The sequence below is a fragment of the Synechococcus sp. BL107 genome (assembly GCF_000153805.1).
Taxonomy (GTDB): Bacteria; Cyanobacteriota; Cyanobacteriia; order PCC-6307; family Cyanobiaceae; genus Parasynechococcus.
The window spans coordinates 2,269,198-2,285,034 of the sequence record NZ_DS022298.1; the positions used below are offsets into that span (position 1 = coordinate 2,269,198).

The 15,837-nt window shown below is 56.3% G+C and carries 20 protein-coding genes and 2 rRNA genes; 15 read left to right on the forward strand and 7 right to left on the reverse strand.

What is annotated here, in order from left to right:
* The first annotated feature begins 23 nt into the window (after positions 1–23).
* Genes BL107_RS11875 through BL107_RS11885 form a run of 3 tightly spaced genes read left to right on the forward strand, consistent with a single transcriptional unit; the run spans position 24 to position 3,320 of the window.
* Positions 24–1,439 (forward strand): TrkH family potassium uptake protein, encoded by a 1,416-nt coding sequence (locus BL107_RS11875; RefSeq protein ID WP_009790615.1) that lies wholly within the window; start codon positions 24–26, stop codon positions 1,437–1,439.
* 30 nt (positions 1,440–1,469) lie between these two features.
* Positions 1,470–2,174 carry a TrkA family potassium uptake protein gene (locus tag BL107_RS11880; RefSeq protein WP_009790616.1) on the forward strand — a complete coding sequence of 235 codons (705 nt, stop codon included), beginning with the start codon at positions 1,470–1,472 and terminating at the stop codon, positions 2,172–2,174.
* Between the two features lie 3 nt (positions 2,175–2,177).
* Positions 2,178–3,320: an anhydro-N-acetylmuramic acid kinase gene (locus BL107_RS11885; protein WP_037988590.1), complete on the forward strand. Its 1,143-nt coding sequence runs from the start codon at positions 2,178–2,180 to the stop codon at positions 3,318–3,320.
* Here the strand turns inward: BL107_RS11885 and BL107_RS11890 are convergent.
* Positions 3,317–3,610 carry a hypothetical protein gene (locus tag BL107_RS11890; protein ID WP_037989074.1) on the reverse strand — a complete coding sequence of 98 codons (294 nt, stop codon included), beginning with the start codon at positions 3,608–3,610 and terminating at the stop codon, positions 3,317–3,319. The two genes, BL107_RS11885 and BL107_RS11890, sit on opposite strands and share 4 nt — an antisense overlap.
* A 109-nt stretch (positions 3,611–3,719) precedes the next feature.
* On the opposite strand from BL107_RS11890, the gene BL107_RS11895 reads away from it, so the two are divergent.
* Positions 3,720–4,049, forward strand: coding sequence for a hypothetical protein (locus BL107_RS11895; RefSeq protein ID WP_006169910.1), 330 nt, complete (start codon positions 3,720–3,722; stop codon positions 4,047–4,049).
* 47 nt (positions 4,050–4,096) lie between these two features.
* Entirely contained in the window at positions 4,097–4,327 is a 231-nt protein-coding gene (locus tag BL107_RS11900; protein ID WP_006169909.1) for a hypothetical protein, read from the forward strand.
* 51 nt (positions 4,328–4,378) lie between these two features.
* On the opposite strand, the gene BL107_RS11905 is transcribed toward BL107_RS11900, so the two are convergent.
* Positions 4,379–4,609 carry a hypothetical protein gene (locus tag BL107_RS11905; RefSeq protein WP_037988591.1) on the reverse strand — a complete coding sequence of 77 codons (231 nt, stop codon included), beginning with the start codon at positions 4,607–4,609 and terminating at the stop codon, positions 4,379–4,381.
* On the opposite strand from BL107_RS11905, the gene BL107_RS11910 reads away from it, so the two are divergent.
* Positions 4,597–6,348: an ABC-F family ATP-binding cassette domain-containing protein gene (locus tag BL107_RS11910; protein WP_009790621.1), complete on the forward strand. Its 1,752-nt coding sequence runs from the start codon at positions 4,597–4,599 to the stop codon at positions 6,346–6,348. The genes BL107_RS11905 and BL107_RS11910 overlap by 13 nt on opposite strands.
* 121 nt (positions 6,349–6,469) lie before the next feature.
* A complete protein-coding gene (locus BL107_RS12440) occupies positions 6,470–6,652 on the forward strand; it encodes a hypothetical protein (protein WP_232193095.1) in 183 nt (60 codons plus the stop codon).
* Between the two features lie 40 nt (positions 6,653–6,692).
* Here the strand turns inward: BL107_RS12440 and BL107_RS11915 are convergent, their stop codons facing one another.
* The gene (locus BL107_RS11915; protein WP_009790623.1) at positions 6,693–7,838 is read right to left on the reverse strand and encodes a trypsin-like peptidase domain-containing protein; all 1,146 of its coding nucleotides are present in this window, start codon (positions 7,836–7,838) and stop codon (positions 6,693–6,695) included.
* 134 nt (positions 7,839–7,972) lie between these two features.
* Between BL107_RS11915 and BL107_RS11920 the strand changes: the two genes are divergently transcribed.
* The 8 genes from BL107_RS11920 to BL107_RS11955 all read left to right on the forward strand — a co-directional run bounded on the left by BL107_RS11920 (position 7,973) and on the right by BL107_RS11955 (position 13,698).
* Positions 7,973–8,230 carry a DUF2973 domain-containing protein gene (locus BL107_RS11920; protein WP_009790624.1) on the forward strand — a complete coding sequence of 86 codons (258 nt, stop codon included), beginning with the start codon at positions 7,973–7,975 and terminating at the stop codon, positions 8,228–8,230.
* Positions 8,231–8,265: 35 nt separating this feature from the next.
* Positions 8,266–8,649 (forward strand): hypothetical protein, encoded by a 384-nt coding sequence (locus BL107_RS11925; RefSeq protein WP_009790625.1) that lies wholly within the window; start codon positions 8,266–8,268, stop codon positions 8,647–8,649.
* A gap of 215 nt (positions 8,650–8,864) precedes the next feature.
* Positions 8,865–11,366 carry an ATP-dependent helicase HrpB gene (gene hrpB / locus BL107_RS11930; protein WP_009790627.1) on the forward strand — a complete coding sequence of 834 codons (2,502 nt, stop codon included), beginning with the start codon at positions 8,865–8,867 and terminating at the stop codon, positions 11,364–11,366.
* Between the two features lie 90 nt (positions 11,367–11,456).
* Positions 11,457–11,597 (forward strand): chlorophyll a/b-binding protein, encoded by a 141-nt coding sequence (locus BL107_RS12445; RefSeq protein WP_009790628.1) that lies wholly within the window; start codon positions 11,457–11,459, stop codon positions 11,595–11,597.
* A 105-nt stretch (positions 11,598–11,702) separates the two neighbouring features.
* Positions 11,703–11,909: a hypothetical protein gene (locus BL107_RS11940; RefSeq protein ID WP_009790629.1), complete on the forward strand. Its 207-nt coding sequence runs from the start codon at positions 11,703–11,705 to the stop codon at positions 11,907–11,909.
* Positions 11,899–13,062, forward strand: a complete 1,164-nt coding sequence (xseA, locus tag BL107_RS11945) for an exodeoxyribonuclease VII large subunit (protein ID WP_009790630.1) — start codon at positions 11,899–11,901, stop codon at positions 13,060–13,062. Before BL107_RS11940 ends, xseA begins: the two co-directional genes overlap by 11 nt.
* On the forward strand, positions 13,059–13,355 hold the full coding sequence (xseB, locus tag BL107_RS11950) for an exodeoxyribonuclease VII small subunit (RefSeq protein WP_009790631.1): 297 nt from the start codon (positions 13,059–13,061) through the stop codon (positions 13,353–13,355). Before xseA ends, xseB begins: the two co-directional genes overlap by 4 nt.
* On the forward strand, positions 13,348–13,698 hold the full coding sequence (locus BL107_RS11955) for a DUF2834 domain-containing protein (RefSeq protein WP_009790632.1): 351 nt from the start codon (positions 13,348–13,350) through the stop codon (positions 13,696–13,698). The genes xseB and BL107_RS11955 overlap by 8 nt, the downstream gene beginning before the upstream one ends.
* On the opposite strand, the gene BL107_RS11960 is transcribed toward BL107_RS11955, so the two are convergent.
* The 4 genes from BL107_RS11960 to BL107_RS11975 all read right to left on the reverse strand — a co-directional run.
* Positions 13,674–14,021 (reverse strand): hypothetical protein, encoded by a 348-nt coding sequence (locus BL107_RS11960; RefSeq protein ID WP_009790633.1) that lies wholly within the window; start codon positions 14,019–14,021, stop codon positions 13,674–13,676. The genes BL107_RS11955 and BL107_RS11960 overlap by 25 nt on opposite strands.
* 53 nt (positions 14,022–14,074) lie before the next feature.
* Complete coding sequence (locus BL107_RS11965) at positions 14,075–15,016, reverse strand: YihY/virulence factor BrkB family protein (RefSeq protein ID WP_009790634.1); 942 nt, start codon at positions 15,014–15,016, stop codon at positions 14,075–14,077.
* A gap of 145 nt (positions 15,017–15,161) precedes the next feature.
* Positions 15,162–15,278 (reverse strand): 5S ribosomal RNA (gene rrf / locus BL107_RS11970).
* A 105-nt stretch (positions 15,279–15,383) separates the two neighbouring features.
* A 23S ribosomal RNA gene (locus tag BL107_RS11975) occupies positions 15,384–15,837 on the reverse strand; the annotation flags it as partial.

Sequence of the window (15,837 nt, forward strand, 5' to 3'; positions counted from 1 at the left end):
CTGGTCGCACTGAGGCTTAGCCCTTGCCCATCCGAAAGGCCATTGAGCGAAGCCAGGGCTGGCGCCTGCGCCTCACCGTGCCGCAGTTCACTGTGGTGACGGGTTTGCTGGTGGTGTTTCTCGGAACATTGCTGCTCGCCACGCCGCTGTGTTCCAACAGCCGCGTGGGGCTTTGGGAGGCATTATTCACGGCGACATCAGCCATCACCGTCACCGGACTCTCCATCATCGATATCAGCGTCGACCTCACCGCCTTTGGCCAGGTGGTTTTGGCGCTAATGATCCTGACGGGGGGACTTGGATTGATGGCGATCACCACCTTCCTTCAAGGGTTTGTGATGCATGGCACTGCCCTACGCCGCCGCTTGGACCGAGGCCAAACCCTGGACGAATTTGGCGTAGGAGGAGTGGGGAGCACCTTTCGCGCCATCATCCTCACCGCCCTTGTGGTGATTTTGTTGGGCGCGTTGGTGCTCTACAACTACGGATTCGACGACATTCCCAATCGTGGGGAGAGGTTGTGGGCCGCGGTGTTCCACAGCATCTCTGCATACAACAATGCTGGATTTGGACTCTGGTCAGACAGCCTGGAGCGTTACCACGCCAATCCAGTTGTGAATGGCGTGGTCATGGTGCTCATCATCACGGGAGGACTGGGTTGGAGAGTCACCAGTGACCTCGCCACCCAGGCGTTGCGCCGTGGCCGCGGCCGCCGACGTCTGAGCCTGCATTCCCGACTGGTGTTGCGCACCTCCTTTCTTCTCATTGGGTTTGGGGCCTTAGGCCTCGCCATGACCGAGTGGCTGAACAAGGGCGGGGTGTTTATTGAAATGACATGGTCGGAACGCTGGTTGACGGCCCTCTTTGAATCCGTCACAGCCCGCACGGCTGGCTTCACCACCATTCCGCTGTCTTTGGAGAACATCACCGAATCCGGTTTGTTGCTGCTGATGACCTTGATGTTCATTGGCGCCAGTCCTGGCGGCACGGGCGGTGGCATCAAAACCACAACGGTGGCAGCGCTCATGGCCGCCACCCGCTCCACCCTGCGGGGACGAGACGCTGTGGTGATTCGCAACCGCGAGATCGCAGACAAGGTGGTGCTGCGCGCGGTTGGCATCACCGTTGCGTCGCTGCTGTTCGTGCTGGGGATGGCACTGCTCATCAGTATCGGCAGCAACCTCAATGGCGAAGACCCCTTCACATTTTTGGAGATGCTGTTCACCTGCATCTCGGCGTTCGCAACGGTGGGGCTCGATTTAGGGGTTACTGCAGAACTCAGTCGATTTGGCCAAGGCGTGCTCCTAGTCGGCATGTTTGTGGGACGTCTCGGCATCCTTTTGCTGCTCAGCGCAATCTGGGAAGCCGCAACGCGAGAGCAAATTCACATCCAACGCCAGAATCGGGTTGGATATCCCCGCGAAGACCTGTATGTCTGAGTGCAACCCAAGCCCAAGCGGCTCAACGTCATGAAGGAGTGGTGGCAATGGAGCCCGTTACAAGGCAGTGAGCGCCTTGGCTTCGCGATCATTGGTGTGGGACGGTTTGGCATCGCGGTCTGCCGAGAATTGCTGCAAAACGGTGCGGACGTCCTGGCCGTGGATCGCTCCGCTCGGGCCATTGAGGAACTGCGACAGGTGGAGCCCAGCGTGGAAGCCCGGGTGGTCGATTGCACCGACGAAGAATCCCTACGGGAAGCCGGAGTGCTGGATATGGGCACCGTTGTCGTGGCCATCAGCGAACCGATTGAAGCCAGCATCACCGCAACGTTGATCGTCAAAGACAGTGAAGGGAGTCAGGTCAAGCAAGTGATCGCTAGGGCCACCAGTGATCTGCACGAAAAAATGTTGAAACGGGTTGGAGCCGATCGGGTGATCTTCCCCTCAAGAATGCAAGGTGAGCGCCTGGGACTCGAGCTTGTCCGCCCCAACCTGATGGAGCGACTCGCCCTAGACGAGCAACACTGCATCGAAGAAATCAAAGTTCCGGAACTCTTCGTGGGGCGCTCCCTACGGGACCTCAACCTCCGGAAAAACTTCCGGGTCAACGTTTTGGCCGCTGGTCCCCAGAGCAGCCTGACGGTGAACCCACCGGCATCCCATGTGCTCGAACTCGGGCATTTGCTCGTGGTGATGGGCCTGATCGACGACCTTCAGCGCCTGCCAAAGATGTAAGCCATGCGCTGTCTCGGCCTAATGAGCGGCACCAGTGCCGATGGGGTGGATGCCGTTCTGGCCGACTTTCGAGGGTCGCCAAACCACCCGCAATGGGATCTGATTCGGCATGTGCATCGTCCATACCCCGAGGATCTACGCCGCAGGGTTATCAGCGCTGGGCAAGGGGAACCGGGCCGTGCGAATCAATGGCTTGATCTAACTGAAGCAATTACAGAGGCCCAAGCCACGGCCGCACGATCCTGCGACCCCCACGGAGAGGCAGTGGTGGTGGGATGCCATGGCCAAACCGTTTGGCATCGCCCCCCCACATCCCAGCAGCGGGGTGCCAGTTGGCAACTTCTCCAGGCTCCCCTCCTCGCTCAACTGTTAGATCGTCCTGTGGTGCACGACTTTCGTGCAGCAGATCTCGCCCTCGGCGGTCAAGGCGCACCTCTAGTCCCGAAGGCCGATGCAGCACTCTTGGGCGGAACAAAGGGCTGGCGCGCCCTACTGAATCTGGGCGGCATTGCCAATCTCACGTTGATCCCCCCCTGCTGTGGCCCCGAACGTGATGCATCCGTGCAGGGATGGGATTGCGGGCCCGCCAACAGCTTGATCGACCTCGCCGTTCAACAATTCAGCAACGGAACACTGCTTTTCGATCGTGGCGGGGCCATGGCACAAGCCGGCTACAGCGATGAAACGAAGATTTGTCGTTGGCTACAAGAGCCGTACTTTCAATCCCCACCACCAAAATCAACGGGTCGCGAGTTATTCGGACGCGCCAACCTGCAACAACGTCTCAACGACTTGGGCCGGGATTGTTCCAGCCAAGATGCCGTGGCCACATTGACCAGCTTCAGCGCCGCAGTGGTGGCCCAAGACCTCGAGCAACTGATGCAGCGTGATTGGATTCGCCCCCTGGAGTTGATCGTGGCTGGAGGGGGCCGCCACAACCCTGTGCTGATGGATCAACTGCAACAACGCTGCCGCGGCCTCCAATTGATCAGCAGCCAAGCGTTGGGTTTGCCAGTGGAAGCACGGGAGGCTCTGGTGTTTGCTCTGCTGGCCTGGTGGCATCAGCGCAAGCATCCCGCCAACGCACCATCCATCACCGGAGCCAGTCGAGAGAGTGTTCTCGGCGTATTGGTGCACCCTGGCTAACCAGGCCGGTAGAGCCGCAATCGACGAGGCGCGCCCCGCAGTCGTCGGGGTTGCTGGAATTCCAGGGCTGAACGGAAGCGTTCCTCACGACTGAGGGGCTTTTCTACAGGGGCCTCACCTTGCTCTTGGCGCTGGACCCCCTGCTGGATCAGCACACGCGCCATGTTGCTGACCGTCCGAGACTCCGACTCAGCGAGGGCCGTTAAGCGGGCACACAAATCCTCCGGAAGGACTACCTGGATCCTGGGGGACTTGGGCTTCCCGCTGGCTGACGTCTGTCGAGTGGGCACAACCGGATCGTCAGAACGACTTTCAGTTACCCGCAAGTGTACAGAGGTGGTCAAGGGTAGTATCCATGATTATGTTGAGGGCACTGGTCCTCCTCGGAGTGCTCCGCGCATGACCCAGTCCAGATCTCAGTCCACGCCAAAATCCAAGCCCACGCTGCAATCCCGGCGCAGCACCGCCCCGCGACGCAGTAGAACGCGCAGTCCTCGACGCGGCCCTGAAAACAGCGATGTGCTCGTGTCGGCTGTGGTAAGCACCTATTTGCTGACTCACCTCCACCACGTTTTGCAGCGAGCGGAGTACACCGCCGTTCAAGAAGGTCGTGGCTCACAGGCCGCGAACTATGCCCAGCTAAGAAAAGTTCTTTGCATGGATGCACGGAGCATGGAAGACGCGTCAGCCCTCGGGCAACGCGATGAAGGCTTTGAACAAGCTGCCTGACGAATCCAGCAGATCTGAATAGCGTTACAGCAGTGGTCAGCTCCGCGATGAGTTCAAATGCCGCAGCCCTTTACGCCCAAATCAGCAGCAATCCAGAACAAACACAAGCCCTGTTCCGCCAGGCTTTGCAAGACCCCAGCGGTGCGATGGAGTCGATCTGCGGATTAGGGGAGCAACTAGGACTACCCGTAACCCCAGAGGACGTGCGAACACATCTGGCAAGCCTTGACGACGACGACAGCAATCGATGGCTAGTGAAAGCCCGCGGCGGCCTCTAGAGGTGAAGCCTCTGAGTGGAGAGTGAAGGGCTCTTGCCACACGGAAGAGCATCAAGACTTTCGTGCTGAAGCTAATTCTGAGAACGATTCCAACCGCGACAGCTCATCGCGTCTGGGTTGGCGCGGCTCATAGCCACCGCCGCCAGCCCAACTGAAGAACAGCATGTAACTGACGATGGCAAGACCCGCTGCCACGACCAGAGCCACAAACTGCTCGAGTTTCAGCACGTTGTCGACGCCATGGAAACGTTTCCAGTTTGCCGACAGGGATGATGGATGCATCACGCTCCGGACCGTTGCTGAGACTCGAGCAAGTCAGCAAGATTTATCCCACCGGCGAAGTGCTGCGCAATGTGACCTGGGAGGTCAAGCCTGGCGATCGCATCGGCCTTGTTGGTGTGAACGGAGCCGGCAAATCAACGCAAATGCGGCTCATCGCTGGCTTTGAAGAACCCAGCAGCGGACAAGTGGTTCGCCAAGGCTCGCCACGCATCGCCTATCTCCAACAGGAATTTGATGTCGACTTAGAGAGAAGCGTCCGCGAAGAGCTATTTCAAGCCTTTGGGGAAGCGGCCACGGTTCTCAACCGCCAGCGGGAAGTGGAAGAGGAGATGGGGTCTGAGAAAGCGGCCGAGGATCCAGATCATCTCAATGAGCTCATTCATGAGCTTGGCCGGCTCCAAAGTCGATTTGAGGGCCTACACGGCTACGAACTTGATGCCCGCATCGACAAATTGCTCCCGACCATTGGCTTCAGCGCCGCTGGTGCCGAGCGGCCGGTGAAGGATTACTCGGGCGGGTGGCAGATGCGCATTGCCCTTGGAAAAATTCTCTTGCAAGACCCTGACTTACTGCTCCTTGATGAACCCACCAACCATCTGGATGTGGAGACCATCCAATGGCTCGAGGGATATCTGTTGGAGCAGAGCGCTGCCCTTGTCGTGATCAGCCATGACAGGACTTTTTTAGATCGGGTCTGCAACCAAATCGTGTCAACGGAGCGCGGCATCTCCCGCTCTTATCTCGGCAACTACACCTCCCACCTCGAGCTCAAACAACTGGAGCAGCAGTCGACCCAAGCGGCCTTTGAACGCCAGCAAAAGGAAATCGCCACCCAACAGGCCTACATCGATCGCTTCCGAGCTAGTGCCACCCGGAGCACCCAGGCCAAAAGCCGTGAGAAACAACTCGACAAAGTTGAGCTGGTTGAGGCCCCTGTAGAAAGCGTTTCAGGGCCCAGCTTTCGCTTTCCCGCTGCTCCGCGATCTGGGGCACAAGTTGCCCTGTTCGAGAATCTCACCCACAGCTACGGCGACAAAATTCTGTTCCTTGGAGCGGACTTAGAAGTCGAACGAGGCGACCGAATTGCATTCGTTGGCCCGAATGGTGCGGGGAAGTCGACCCTGCTGCGCCTCGTGATGGGAGCAGAAATCCCCGATGAAGGGATCGCACAACTTGGTGAACACAACGTGGTGGCGGGCTATTTCGAACAAAACCAGGCGGAAGCCCTCGACCTCAACAAAACCGTGATCGACACGATGTACGAGGCCGTTCCCGACTGGACGCAAACCCAGGTGCGCTCCTTGCTCGGCAATTTCTGCTTCAGCAACGACAGCGTTTTCAAGGATGTCGGCCAACTCAGCGGTGGAGAAAAAGCACGTTTGGCATTGGCATTAATGCTGCTGAGCCCATGCAATCTTTTGGTGCTGGATGAACCAACCAATCACCTCGACATCCCAGCTAAACAAATGCTGGAAGATGCCTTAATGGCCTACGAAGGCGCTGCACTTCTGGTCTCCCACGACCGCTATTTCATCTCCCGAGTCGCCAACAGAATCGTTGAACTACGTGATGGTGAGCTCGTTCTGTATCGAGGTGATTACAGCTACTACCTCGAGAAAAAAGAAGAGGAAAGAGCTGAAGCCCGGGAAAAAGAATTGGCTGCTCAACGTGATGCCAAGAAAAAGGCCAATAAAGACAAACAAAAGGCACGTACCGCCCGAAAGAAAAAGTCGGTCTGAACTGGACTTTCATCCGCCTGGGGGAAAAGTACACAGACTTTTAGGCAGGAAGACTTATTTGTGTTTACCGAATCAAATGATGTGCATAAGCTGACAAAACTCAACCGTAGACGCGATGGCAATGGCTCTAGGTCCTGGCTCCTCCACTCCCGGCATTGCTTTATCGATGACAGCCTCGGAGCCCCACGAGCAGACCTGGGACGCTGTTGAAACCTATTTCGAGTGCATCACAACCTGCTCTTTAGACGACGGCGAGTGCATCACGCGCTGCGTCGACCAGCTACGCGATTCCGACGACGAGTGATCACGCTCGCTTTCGTTGGCCGCTTCAAGATTTTTCCCGATCATCTCGGATCGAAGAACGACAGATCAACAGGCTTGAGTCGAACAATCTTCGAATCGCCTGCTCGACGGATTTGAAGGGTCAAAGTTTCTCCCACCCCACGGCGCTCAATCGCACTGACAACTGCGGCTGGTCCATCAACGGCTTGTCCGTCAACGGCGGTGATGACATCCTCCACCTGAAGCCCTGCCTGGTCAGCTGGCCCCATCTTTTGAATCGACCGAATCACGGCACCATTCGGTGCTGGTTCGCCTGGACGATCTGCAGGGACCCGCGATAAACCAATCCCAATTACGGGGTGGCGCGCCTTGCCCGTGGCCACCAATTCCGAGGCAATGGCCTTGGCACGATTGATCGGGATCGCAAACCCCAAGCCGGCGCCAGGCCCGGAACGCACCAGGGTATTAATGCCAATCACCTCGCCCTCAGCATTGAGCAGCGGTCCTCCAGAGTTACCAGGATTAATCGCAGCATCCGTTTGGATCAGATCAAGACGCTTGCCTGAGATCCCAAGCTGAGAAACATTTCGATTCAGGTTGCTGATGATGCCGAGCGTCACGGTGTTTTCCAATCCATAGGGATTCCCTACGGCAATCGCCCAATCGCCAACATTGAGGCTGTCTGAATTTCCGAGAGCCGCGACCGGCCACAACCCCTCTCCTTCCAAACGCACAACCGCCAAGTCAGTCAGGCTGTCTGTGCCAATCACCCGTCCCTTCACACGACGTCCATCCGACAAACCAACCGTGAGCTGCTCTGCCCCCTCAACAACATGGGCATTCGTTAGGAGCAGACCCCGGGAATCGAATAACACTCCGCTGCCTTGGCCTCGCTGCACGCGTGGACGCGATGGAGCTCCTCTAGGCACAACTCCAAAGAAGTTGCGAAACAAGGGATTGAGCCTGATCCCCTCCGGCAACCCAGACAAGCTTGGACTTTGCATCGTCCGCGACGTTTCCAAGGTGACAACGGCAGGTCCACTGCGTTTCACCGCTGTTGCCACGAACGACGTCCGGGGTAAAACCGCACGGGCACTGACAGGAGGTTGCGGCAGGAGTAGCGGGAGCACTGACATCCCGCTCGCCAATGCACCTCCAACCAATGCAGACGTGACAAAAAAGCGCGTGCGATCTGACACCCCGACCATCCCTGACTGACGTTGAGCTGACGCTACGCAATTCAACGGGTGGAAACCAGGAAAGATGAATTTGACGTGTGACTGAGTGCAATCCATGCCCAATTCAGGCCAGGATGAGACGGTCGGAACGATCTGGCTCCACGATGCTCAGCGCTCTGTTTCCACTGCTGTACGGGACAGTTTTGGTAGCCCTGCTTTGGCAAGCCTTTCGCGTGATGGGCAAGGGATTCCGAGCTGCCAGCGGCCCGATTAGTGAACCCAACGACCGCACGGGACGCATCACGGTGCATCCCGAACTGTTGGACAGCGATGGGCGGGTTACCAACGAAGACCTACTGACCGTGCGCTTTAGCGGCAACGATGACGGGGAAACCGAGACCCATGGGCACGGCACTGAATAAGTTGGTAAACAGGAGTTGATCAGGGGTCGTCCGAAGTGGATCAAAGAACACGCATCGTCGCCGCGGTGATGAAGGGCATGAAATTGCCCCCCAGGTTTCGATTGCGACTGGTCAAAGAGGATCCGGTTCGTCTCGAATTGAGCGTCACACCGGCCTACGGGAAAGACCCAATCATCGTGGGGCTTGTGGAATCACTTGACCTGGTGGCAAGACGTGACCGGGAAGGTCGAATTCCTCGGGATCTCCAGGGCACATGGGACTGGACCGTGCGCCATGGCCAAGTCAGCACCGGTGGCTGGAACCCGTATCTCAAGGAAGCCCTTCAAACCATGTTTGAAACAGGCCTTCCAGCAATTGTGTTCGAGGAACTCACCGGAGAGGAGTACCACCCCGTGGATGGAACCCGCCACGTGCGATAACGAATTCGCATCTCTTCGGGCGTGCGCATCACAACAGACAAGCGGTCATGGCGAGGCCTAAAGCAAGTTCAATTCGTCCTCTGAGGATTCGTTCATGGGCATTCTCTCCATGTCAATCGGTCCCTTGGTTCGTTTGCTCGCGGCCATCGGCGCCGTCAGCAGCGTTGCCATGATTGCGCTGCTGAACCTGCACTACTGACAGCTCCCCAGACGGCTTGACGGATTTCCCAATTGATCCGCTGCTTCCAACGATCTGCCAGCAGATCAAACCCGGAAGTACCTTGCTCCTTCAGGCACCTCCAGGAGCGGGAAAAACCACGCGGGTTCCTCTGGCCTTAATTGGCGCCCTGCCCCCCATCGCGGCAGAGATCACGCGATCGGGACGCGTCTTGATGGTGGAACCCCGACGACTCGCCACCCGAGCAGCAGCCACACGACTGGCTCAATCCCTGGACGAACCACTGGGCCAACGGATCGGCTATGCCATGCGAGGCGAGCAAAAACGTTCTGCCAACACCCAGGTGGAAGTGGTCACAGATGGGCTTTTTCTTCGGCGTCTTCAAGCCGACCCATCGCTTGAGGGCGTGTCGTGCGTTCTCTTTGATGAATTCCATGAGCGCCGCAAAGATGCAGATCTAGCCCTTGCACTCCTGAGGGAAGCCGCGCCAATCCTCCGACCCGACTTGGCTCTCGTGCTGATGTCGGCAACCCTGGATCTTTCGGATTTACGCGATCGCCTGCCCCAAGCCGAGGTTCTAGAGAGTGCGGGGCGTTGTTACCCCGTCGAAACCCATCACCAAAGAGCCCGGGAGAACGAATCACTCCCCCGCCAGGTGCTGCGCGCCCTCGAAAACCATGCTTTGACATTGCCCCATGGCAGTGGGGCGTTGGTTTTTCTCCCAGGCCTACGTGAGATCGAACGCTGCCGCACCCTGCTCAGTGATGCCAATGCGCTGCAACGTTGGCGCATTGCCATCCTTCACGGACAACTTCCCCTCGACAGCCAAAGTGCCGCCTTGCATCGTTGCGGTCCGGAACATGACGGCACGGTGATCTTGGCCAGTGGGATTGCCGAAAGCTCAATCACGATTGACGCGGTTCGGCTTGTGATCGACAGCGGACTCAGTCGACAGCTCCGCTACGACCCAAACACCGGGATGGAGGGACTTGAAACTGTGCCCAGCAGCCTGGCGAGCGCCGAACAACGCCGAGGCCGAGCTGGTCGTCAAAGTGCCGGACAATGCGTCCGACTGTGGTCTCCCGCCGAGCAACAACGTCGGCCCAATTTCAGCCCTCCTGAGCTCCTTCTGGCAGATCCCCAGCCCATCCTGATGGAGCTGGCCCAGTGGGGAGCAGGTTTGGGAAATGATCTGCCCTGGCTCGATGCCCCTCCACAAGCCGCCATGCAGGAGGGCCTGTCAGACCTCCAAGCCTTGGGACTCCTGCAGCCCAATGGACAGCTGAGTCCGACGGGGCGACAGCTATCCACGTTGGGGGTGCACCCGCGGCTCGGCCTCTTAATGCTGGAAGCCCGAGGACGCGGCTGTTCCAAACTCGGCTGCGACTTGGCGGCGCTGCTCAGCGAGCGTGATCCCCTCGCCGGTTGCGATGCAGGCTGCGATCTCGAAGCACGACTCAGCGTCGTTGACCAACATCGAACCCTTCGTGAACGCAGTCGACAACTCCAGCAGCAACTCAAACGTCTCGGTCCACCAGCAACCAAAAACAACCATTCCGCCAATGCGGCGGAACTAGTTTTACGGGCTTTCCCCCAATGGTTGGCCCAAGAGCGTCCTGGCCAACCGGGTCGCTATCGCCTACGCCAGGGACGAGGGGCCGTCCTTTCGCCCCAAGACCCACTGCGGGGAAGTTCTGCTCTTGCTGTCGCTCGCGTCGACACAGGAGGCCGTGACACCTTGATTCAACTCGCACTTCCCCTTGATTCATCCGCCCTTGAAAAACTTGGGGAGCGAGAGGGCAGCTGGATCGACAGCGTGAGCTGGGATGAATCTCGACAACAAGTCAAAGCAGAACGACGGCTGCAACTTGGAGACCTCGTCCTGCGCCGGACCCCCCAACCCACACCCAGTGCTGAACAATGCCAAGCACTGCTCCTGAACGCTTTGCACGAGGCAGGCACCCTCGAAGCATTGCCATGGACTGCGTTCAATCAACAACTGAGACAACGACTCAGCTGGATGCACCGCCATTACGGCCCCCCCTGGTCAGCACGAGACAGAGAGACCCTTCTCCAGGACACCGCTTGGCTCGCACAGACCCTGCTGAGCTGCCAAAGCTGGCGAGATGTTTCTCCAGAGATGTTGACCGAAGCTTTATGGGGAGATCTGAGCTGGAGTGAGCGACAACGCCTCGATCACGTGTTGCCGGAACGCATTGCAATTCCCTCCGGACGGCAAGCGAAGTTGCGCTACGACGATGAGGAAGTTGTTCTACCGGTGAAATTGCAAGAGATGTTTGGCGGAATAACAGGCCCTCACGTCCTGGGAGGAGAGGTACCGGTCACCCTCGAATTGCTCTCCCCTGCTGGGCGTCCCCTGCAACGAACGCAGGACCTCAAAGGGTTTTGGGAGGGCAGCTACACCGATGTACGCCGAGAAATGCGTGGCCGCTATCCGAAACATCCATGGCCCGACGACCCCAGCCAAGCGACTCCAACGGCATTCACGAAGCGCAAACAACAGCAGAAAGACGACTGAGGACACCGATCCAATTTTCGGTAGCCGTCACGACTGGCAACAAAACTCCATGGTTTGTTACATTGTGCGCATTCCACCGGGTTTAACCCAATGTCCGACAACGCACGTTTTGGCTTCGTCAACTTCGCTGAGACCTGGAATGGCCGTCTGGCCATGCTCGGCTTCGTCATCGGCCTCGGTACCGAGCTGCTGACCGGCCAGGGCATCCTCACCCAAATCGGCCTCGGCTGATCGCTCTGACCGTTCTCGGTCGACAAGAACCCTCCAGCTTTCTGGAGGGTTTTTTGATGCGAAATCGACTTTCACATCGATCGTTGATGTGACTGATGGTTCACAGTGGACGCTCTAGCTGCTGGTGTTTTGGCTTCCTTCTACGTCAAAAATCGACGCGATGGCTCTCGCTTGCTCAGCAGCGCCTTGGTGATTTTCACAATTGCCATCACACAACATCAGACAACCTGGGGCGTCGTAGTGGCATCCATCAGCGCGTTGGTTTGCCTGTACTGGGGTTTTGCTTACCGCAAACTGGATCTTGAGCGCTGAACGAATCCCGACCTATTCGGTCGGAGAACTGAATACCGCGATCGGCAGCTTGCTGGAACGAGGTTTCGCTCCACGTTTTTTGCTGGAGGCCACTGTGTCTCGCCCCCAAGTGAAAAAAGGGCATCTTTGGCTCACCCTCACCGACGGAACAGCAAGTATTTCTGGGGTGGTTTGGGCCTCAAAATTGGCTCAATTGAGCTATCGCCCCACAGACGGCGATGGCGTCACTGTGGTGGGCAAGCTGAATTTCTGGGCAGCAAGGGCCAGCATCACCGTCCAGGCTCTCGATATCCGCCCCAGCCTGAGCACAGTTCTTCGACAATTTGAGCAGGTGCGTCAGCGCCTCGAAGAAGAAGGGGTGATCAACCCGGGCCGTCGACGTTCTCTTCCACCACAACCCGCAACGCTGGCCCTGCTCACGAGTGTTCCAAGCTCCGCACTGGCCGACATGCTGCGAACCGGTCGAGAACGATGGCCAATGACCCGCTTATTGGTGATTCCGGTCCCTGTTCAAGGTGCTGTCGCTGGTCAAATCATCAAGGCATTAAACCGTCTGGCCGAACGGTGCGATGCCCTCGCAGTGGACGGCCTCGTACTGGCGCGGGGAGGTGGCAGCCGCGAAGACCTCGCCGTGTTTGATGACGAAGCCTTATGCCGATGCCTAGCCAAGTTTCCCCGTCCAGTCGTAACCGGCATCGGTCACGAGGATGACCTCACCATCGCGGACCTTGTCGCAGACCATCGCGCCGCAACACCAACCGCCGCCATGGTGGCTTGCCTCCCAGATCGAGATAGCGCCAAGCGCAGTCTCCAGGACCGTCGCCAACGCATGAAAGACCTAATCGGTTGGCGTATCACGCGAGATCGACAACGTTTAAACGATCGCCGAGCGCGCCTCCATCAACAATCGCCGTTGAGGAGATTGCACCAATTACAGGACGACTTGAACCGAAAACGTGACTTGTTGCGAGCACTCTCACCCAGTCACTGGCTTGAACGGGGGCTGGCTTTGCTGACCAACAATGCAGGAGAAGCGCTGACAGCCGTGACATCTATCAAAGTGGGAGATCGCATCGTCGTTCAGATGAACGACGGGGAGCTCGATACTGATGTCAAAGTTGTCCGCCCGTCCTCACTCAAATCCAAGACATGACTAGGGCTAAAACCAAAGCCTCTAAGATCAAAGCCTGGAAAAAGGACATCTCTGGACTGTCCTATGAAGAAGCAACTCAGGCCTTAGATCTGATTCTGGAGGAACTCCAAAGCGACTCCGTCCCAATCGCAGATCTACAAAATCGGGTTTTGCACGGGGAAGTGGTGTTGGAACACTGCGAGGCTTTGCTCAAGACTGTTGAGCAAGCGGTGCTACAACTCGACCCAGAGAGCATGATTGAAACCAACAATTTGAACGAATCCACCACCACGGTCGAGTCGAGCAATGCGTAAAACACTTCCCTGGATCTACTTAATTCTGGCAATCCTTGGGGCTGTGCTCCCTTGGCGCGCAAATTTAGAGTTCATTGCGGAAAGTAGTGGCAGCTTCGACCTTCAGCGGTTTGTAGCCGATGCATCCGCCACAGCAGCGGCTCGATCCTTAGGGGCTGATTTGTTGATCGGTGCCACTGCGGTGAGTATTTGGATCTGTGTGGAAGGTCCAAAACAAAAAATTAAGGGGTGGTGGATAGCCATCCTGTTGAGTTTTGGAGTGGCCTTTGCCTGTGGCGCGCCCTTTTTCTTATTTCTACGAGAACGGCATCTCCAAGCTCAAGCATCAGAATCCACATCTTGAGCCGTGATATCGATCGTTAAATCACTCGCGGGAATTGAAAAGCTATTCAGCTGGTCTGACTCAACTGTTGAGCTGTAAGGCGTACCGCAAACGCTGCACTGAAGATTTGATCCGAAACCAACGGCACCACATGCAGAGCAGGTTTGCATTCGTGCCTGCAACACCTTCCAGCCCACCCATCCAAGTCCACCCAAGAGAATGGGCAAAATAAGCAACACAACGAATAAACCACCCGCCAGATCAAGCAACACGCGGCCAGCACCAGCGGGAAGAAGTAGGAGGAATCCGATCGCAATGAAAGGGAATAGAGGAGCACGATTCATCTAGAAATCAGCCTCTAACAGGATTAATCAGTTTTACAGAGTAATGATGGAAGTCAAACAATTGCACTGTTCGGATTTCCCCGGGACAAGTGCTTGATCCGAGAGGCTGCTAATTCCACACTCCAACACTGACCAAAATAAACAATGACTCCAACCAACCACACCCACAGAGTCAATACAAGAACACCACCAATAACGCCATAAGCCTGAAAACGATTCCCTAAAGAGACAAGACTGAGGCTCAAAGAAATATTCAACAATGAGAGGCCCAATCCGATAAGAATTGACCCCGGAATAAGAGGCATAATTGGTACTCGGCGACTCGGGAGCACACGCTGAAGGAGCAATGCCATCAAGGAAAGCGCTGAAGCAGGGAGAAGAATCTGACCAATAGAAACAATCGGACTCTCTCGCACAAGCAACATTAACGATGGAATATAATAATCTAAATTGCCAATAAAGGCCTCTGGCAACCACCTAAATCCAGCAGCGATTTGATCTGTAAGAATCAAAACTGCAATGGCTAAAATGATGAAAAAAGCTTCCAACCTTGTGCGCAAAAATTGATACACCTGCATCGAGACTGGGATATCCATAGAAGCAGGAGGAAGAATTGCGCTCCACAATCGATCAGCACCACGCTGAAGCGTTAAGTATGCGTTACTTGCGGTAAATACGAGCACAACAACACCAAACAAGCCAGCACCAAAGCCTTGCGCCACCAAACCACGCAATGTGGAATCAACCAAATCAACAGCGGAAGGAGGCAAGATCTGAGCAACAAATATAATCAATTGATCGAGACTATCCGTACGTCCAAAAATACGGGCTGCAACTGAGAGCGCAATTAATAACAACGGAAAAAATGACTGCAGCGTGAAGTACGCAAATGCAGCACTGAGATCCACACAAGACGCATCGTTCCAACGCTGGGAAGCATGCCAAAGACTTAGGACAAAACGGCGAAATGCTTGTTTCTTCTGCACCTCACCCATATCAAATCAATACGCTTAACGTTACTGCAATGAAGGCTTAAGCCCAAGGTATAGGGCACAAAAAAACCACCTCCGCAGAGGTGGTTTCTTCGTAAAAATGATCAGACCGGTATGGTCTTCAGATCACTTTTTTAGAGAATGTTTTACCTGGCATTGAGCTATTTTCTCAGGGGGCTACCCCCCAAATATCGTCGCCGCTGATGCGTTTCACAACCGAGTTCGGGATGGATCGAAGTGGTTCCACACCGCCATGAACACCAGGATAAAACCATTCTCAGAGGGTGAACCCTGAGAACTGCATAGGATTACAACTTGCGTTGCGCGTCTGAATCAACAAAGAATTTGTCTTCAGGCAAGAACCAAAATGTTGGTCAAGCCCTCGGTCTATTAGTACTCCTCCGCTGCATCCATTACTGGACTTCCACGTAGAGCCTATCAACGGGTGTTCTTCCCGTGACCTTACTGGGTTACCCCATGGGAACACTCATCTTGAGGTGGGCTTCCCACTTAGATGCTTTCAGCGGTTATCCACTCCGCACATGGCTACCCAGCGTTTACCGTTGGCACGATAACTGGTACACCAGAGGTGCGTTCCTCCCGGTCCTCTCGTACTAGGGAGAAATCCTCTCAATGTTCCTACGCGTACACCGGATATGGACCGAACTGTCTCACGACGTTCTGAACCCAGCTCGCGTACCGCTTTAATGGGCGAACAGCCCAACCCTTGGGACCGACTTCAGCCCCAGGTTGCGATGAGCCGACATCGAGGTGCCAAACCTCCCCGTCGATGTGAACTCTTGGGGGGAGATCAGCCTGTTATC

What these genes read in the sequence shown, in the direction of transcription:
- BL107_RS11885 (WP_037988590.1), top strand. Translation starts at nt 2,178, where the DNA reads ATGCGCTGTCTCGGCCTAATGAGCGGCACCAGTGCCGATGGGGTGGAT.
- BL107_RS11880 (WP_009790616.1), top strand. Translation starts at nt 1,470, where the DNA reads ATGAAGGAGTGGTGGCAATGGAGCCCGTTACAAGGCAGTGAGCGCCTT.
- xseB (WP_009790631.1), top strand. Translation starts at nt 13,059, where the DNA reads ATGACTAGGGCTAAAACCAAAGCCTCTAAGATCAAAGCCTGGAAAAAG.
- BL107_RS11915 (WP_009790623.1), bottom strand. Translation starts at nt 7,838, where the DNA reads ATGGTCGGGGTGTCAGATCGCACGCGCTTTTTTGTCACGTCTGCATTG.
- BL107_RS11905 (WP_037988591.1), bottom strand. Translation starts at nt 4,609, where the DNA reads ATGCATCCATCATCCCTGTCGGCAAACTGGAAACGTTTCCATGGCGTC.
- BL107_RS11895 (WP_006169910.1), top strand. Translation starts at nt 3,720, where the DNA reads ATGACCCAGTCCAGATCTCAGTCCACGCCAAAATCCAAGCCCACGCTG.
- BL107_RS11910 (WP_009790621.1), top strand. Translation starts at nt 4,597, where the DNA reads ATGATGGATGCATCACGCTCCGGACCGTTGCTGAGACTCGAGCAAGTC.
- BL107_RS12440 (WP_232193095.1), top strand. Translation starts at nt 6,470, where the DNA reads ATGGCTCTAGGTCCTGGCTCCTCCACTCCCGGCATTGCTTTATCGATG.
- BL107_RS11900 (WP_006169909.1), top strand. Translation starts at nt 4,097, where the DNA reads ATGAGTTCAAATGCCGCAGCCCTTTACGCCCAAATCAGCAGCAATCCA.
- BL107_RS11960 (WP_009790633.1), bottom strand. Translation starts at nt 14,021, where the DNA reads ATGAATCGTGCTCCTCTATTCCCTTTCATTGCGATCGGATTCCTCCTA.
- BL107_RS11955 (WP_009790632.1), top strand. Translation starts at nt 13,348, where the DNA reads ATGCGTAAAACACTTCCCTGGATCTACTTAATTCTGGCAATCCTTGGG.
- BL107_RS12445 (WP_009790628.1), top strand. Translation starts at nt 11,457, where the DNA reads ATGTCCGACAACGCACGTTTTGGCTTCGTCAACTTCGCTGAGACCTGG.
- BL107_RS11965 (WP_009790634.1), bottom strand. Translation starts at nt 15,016, where the DNA reads ATGGGTGAGGTGCAGAAGAAACAAGCATTTCGCCGTTTTGTCCTAAGT.
- BL107_RS11920 (WP_009790624.1), top strand. Translation starts at nt 7,973, where the DNA reads ATGCTCAGCGCTCTGTTTCCACTGCTGTACGGGACAGTTTTGGTAGCC.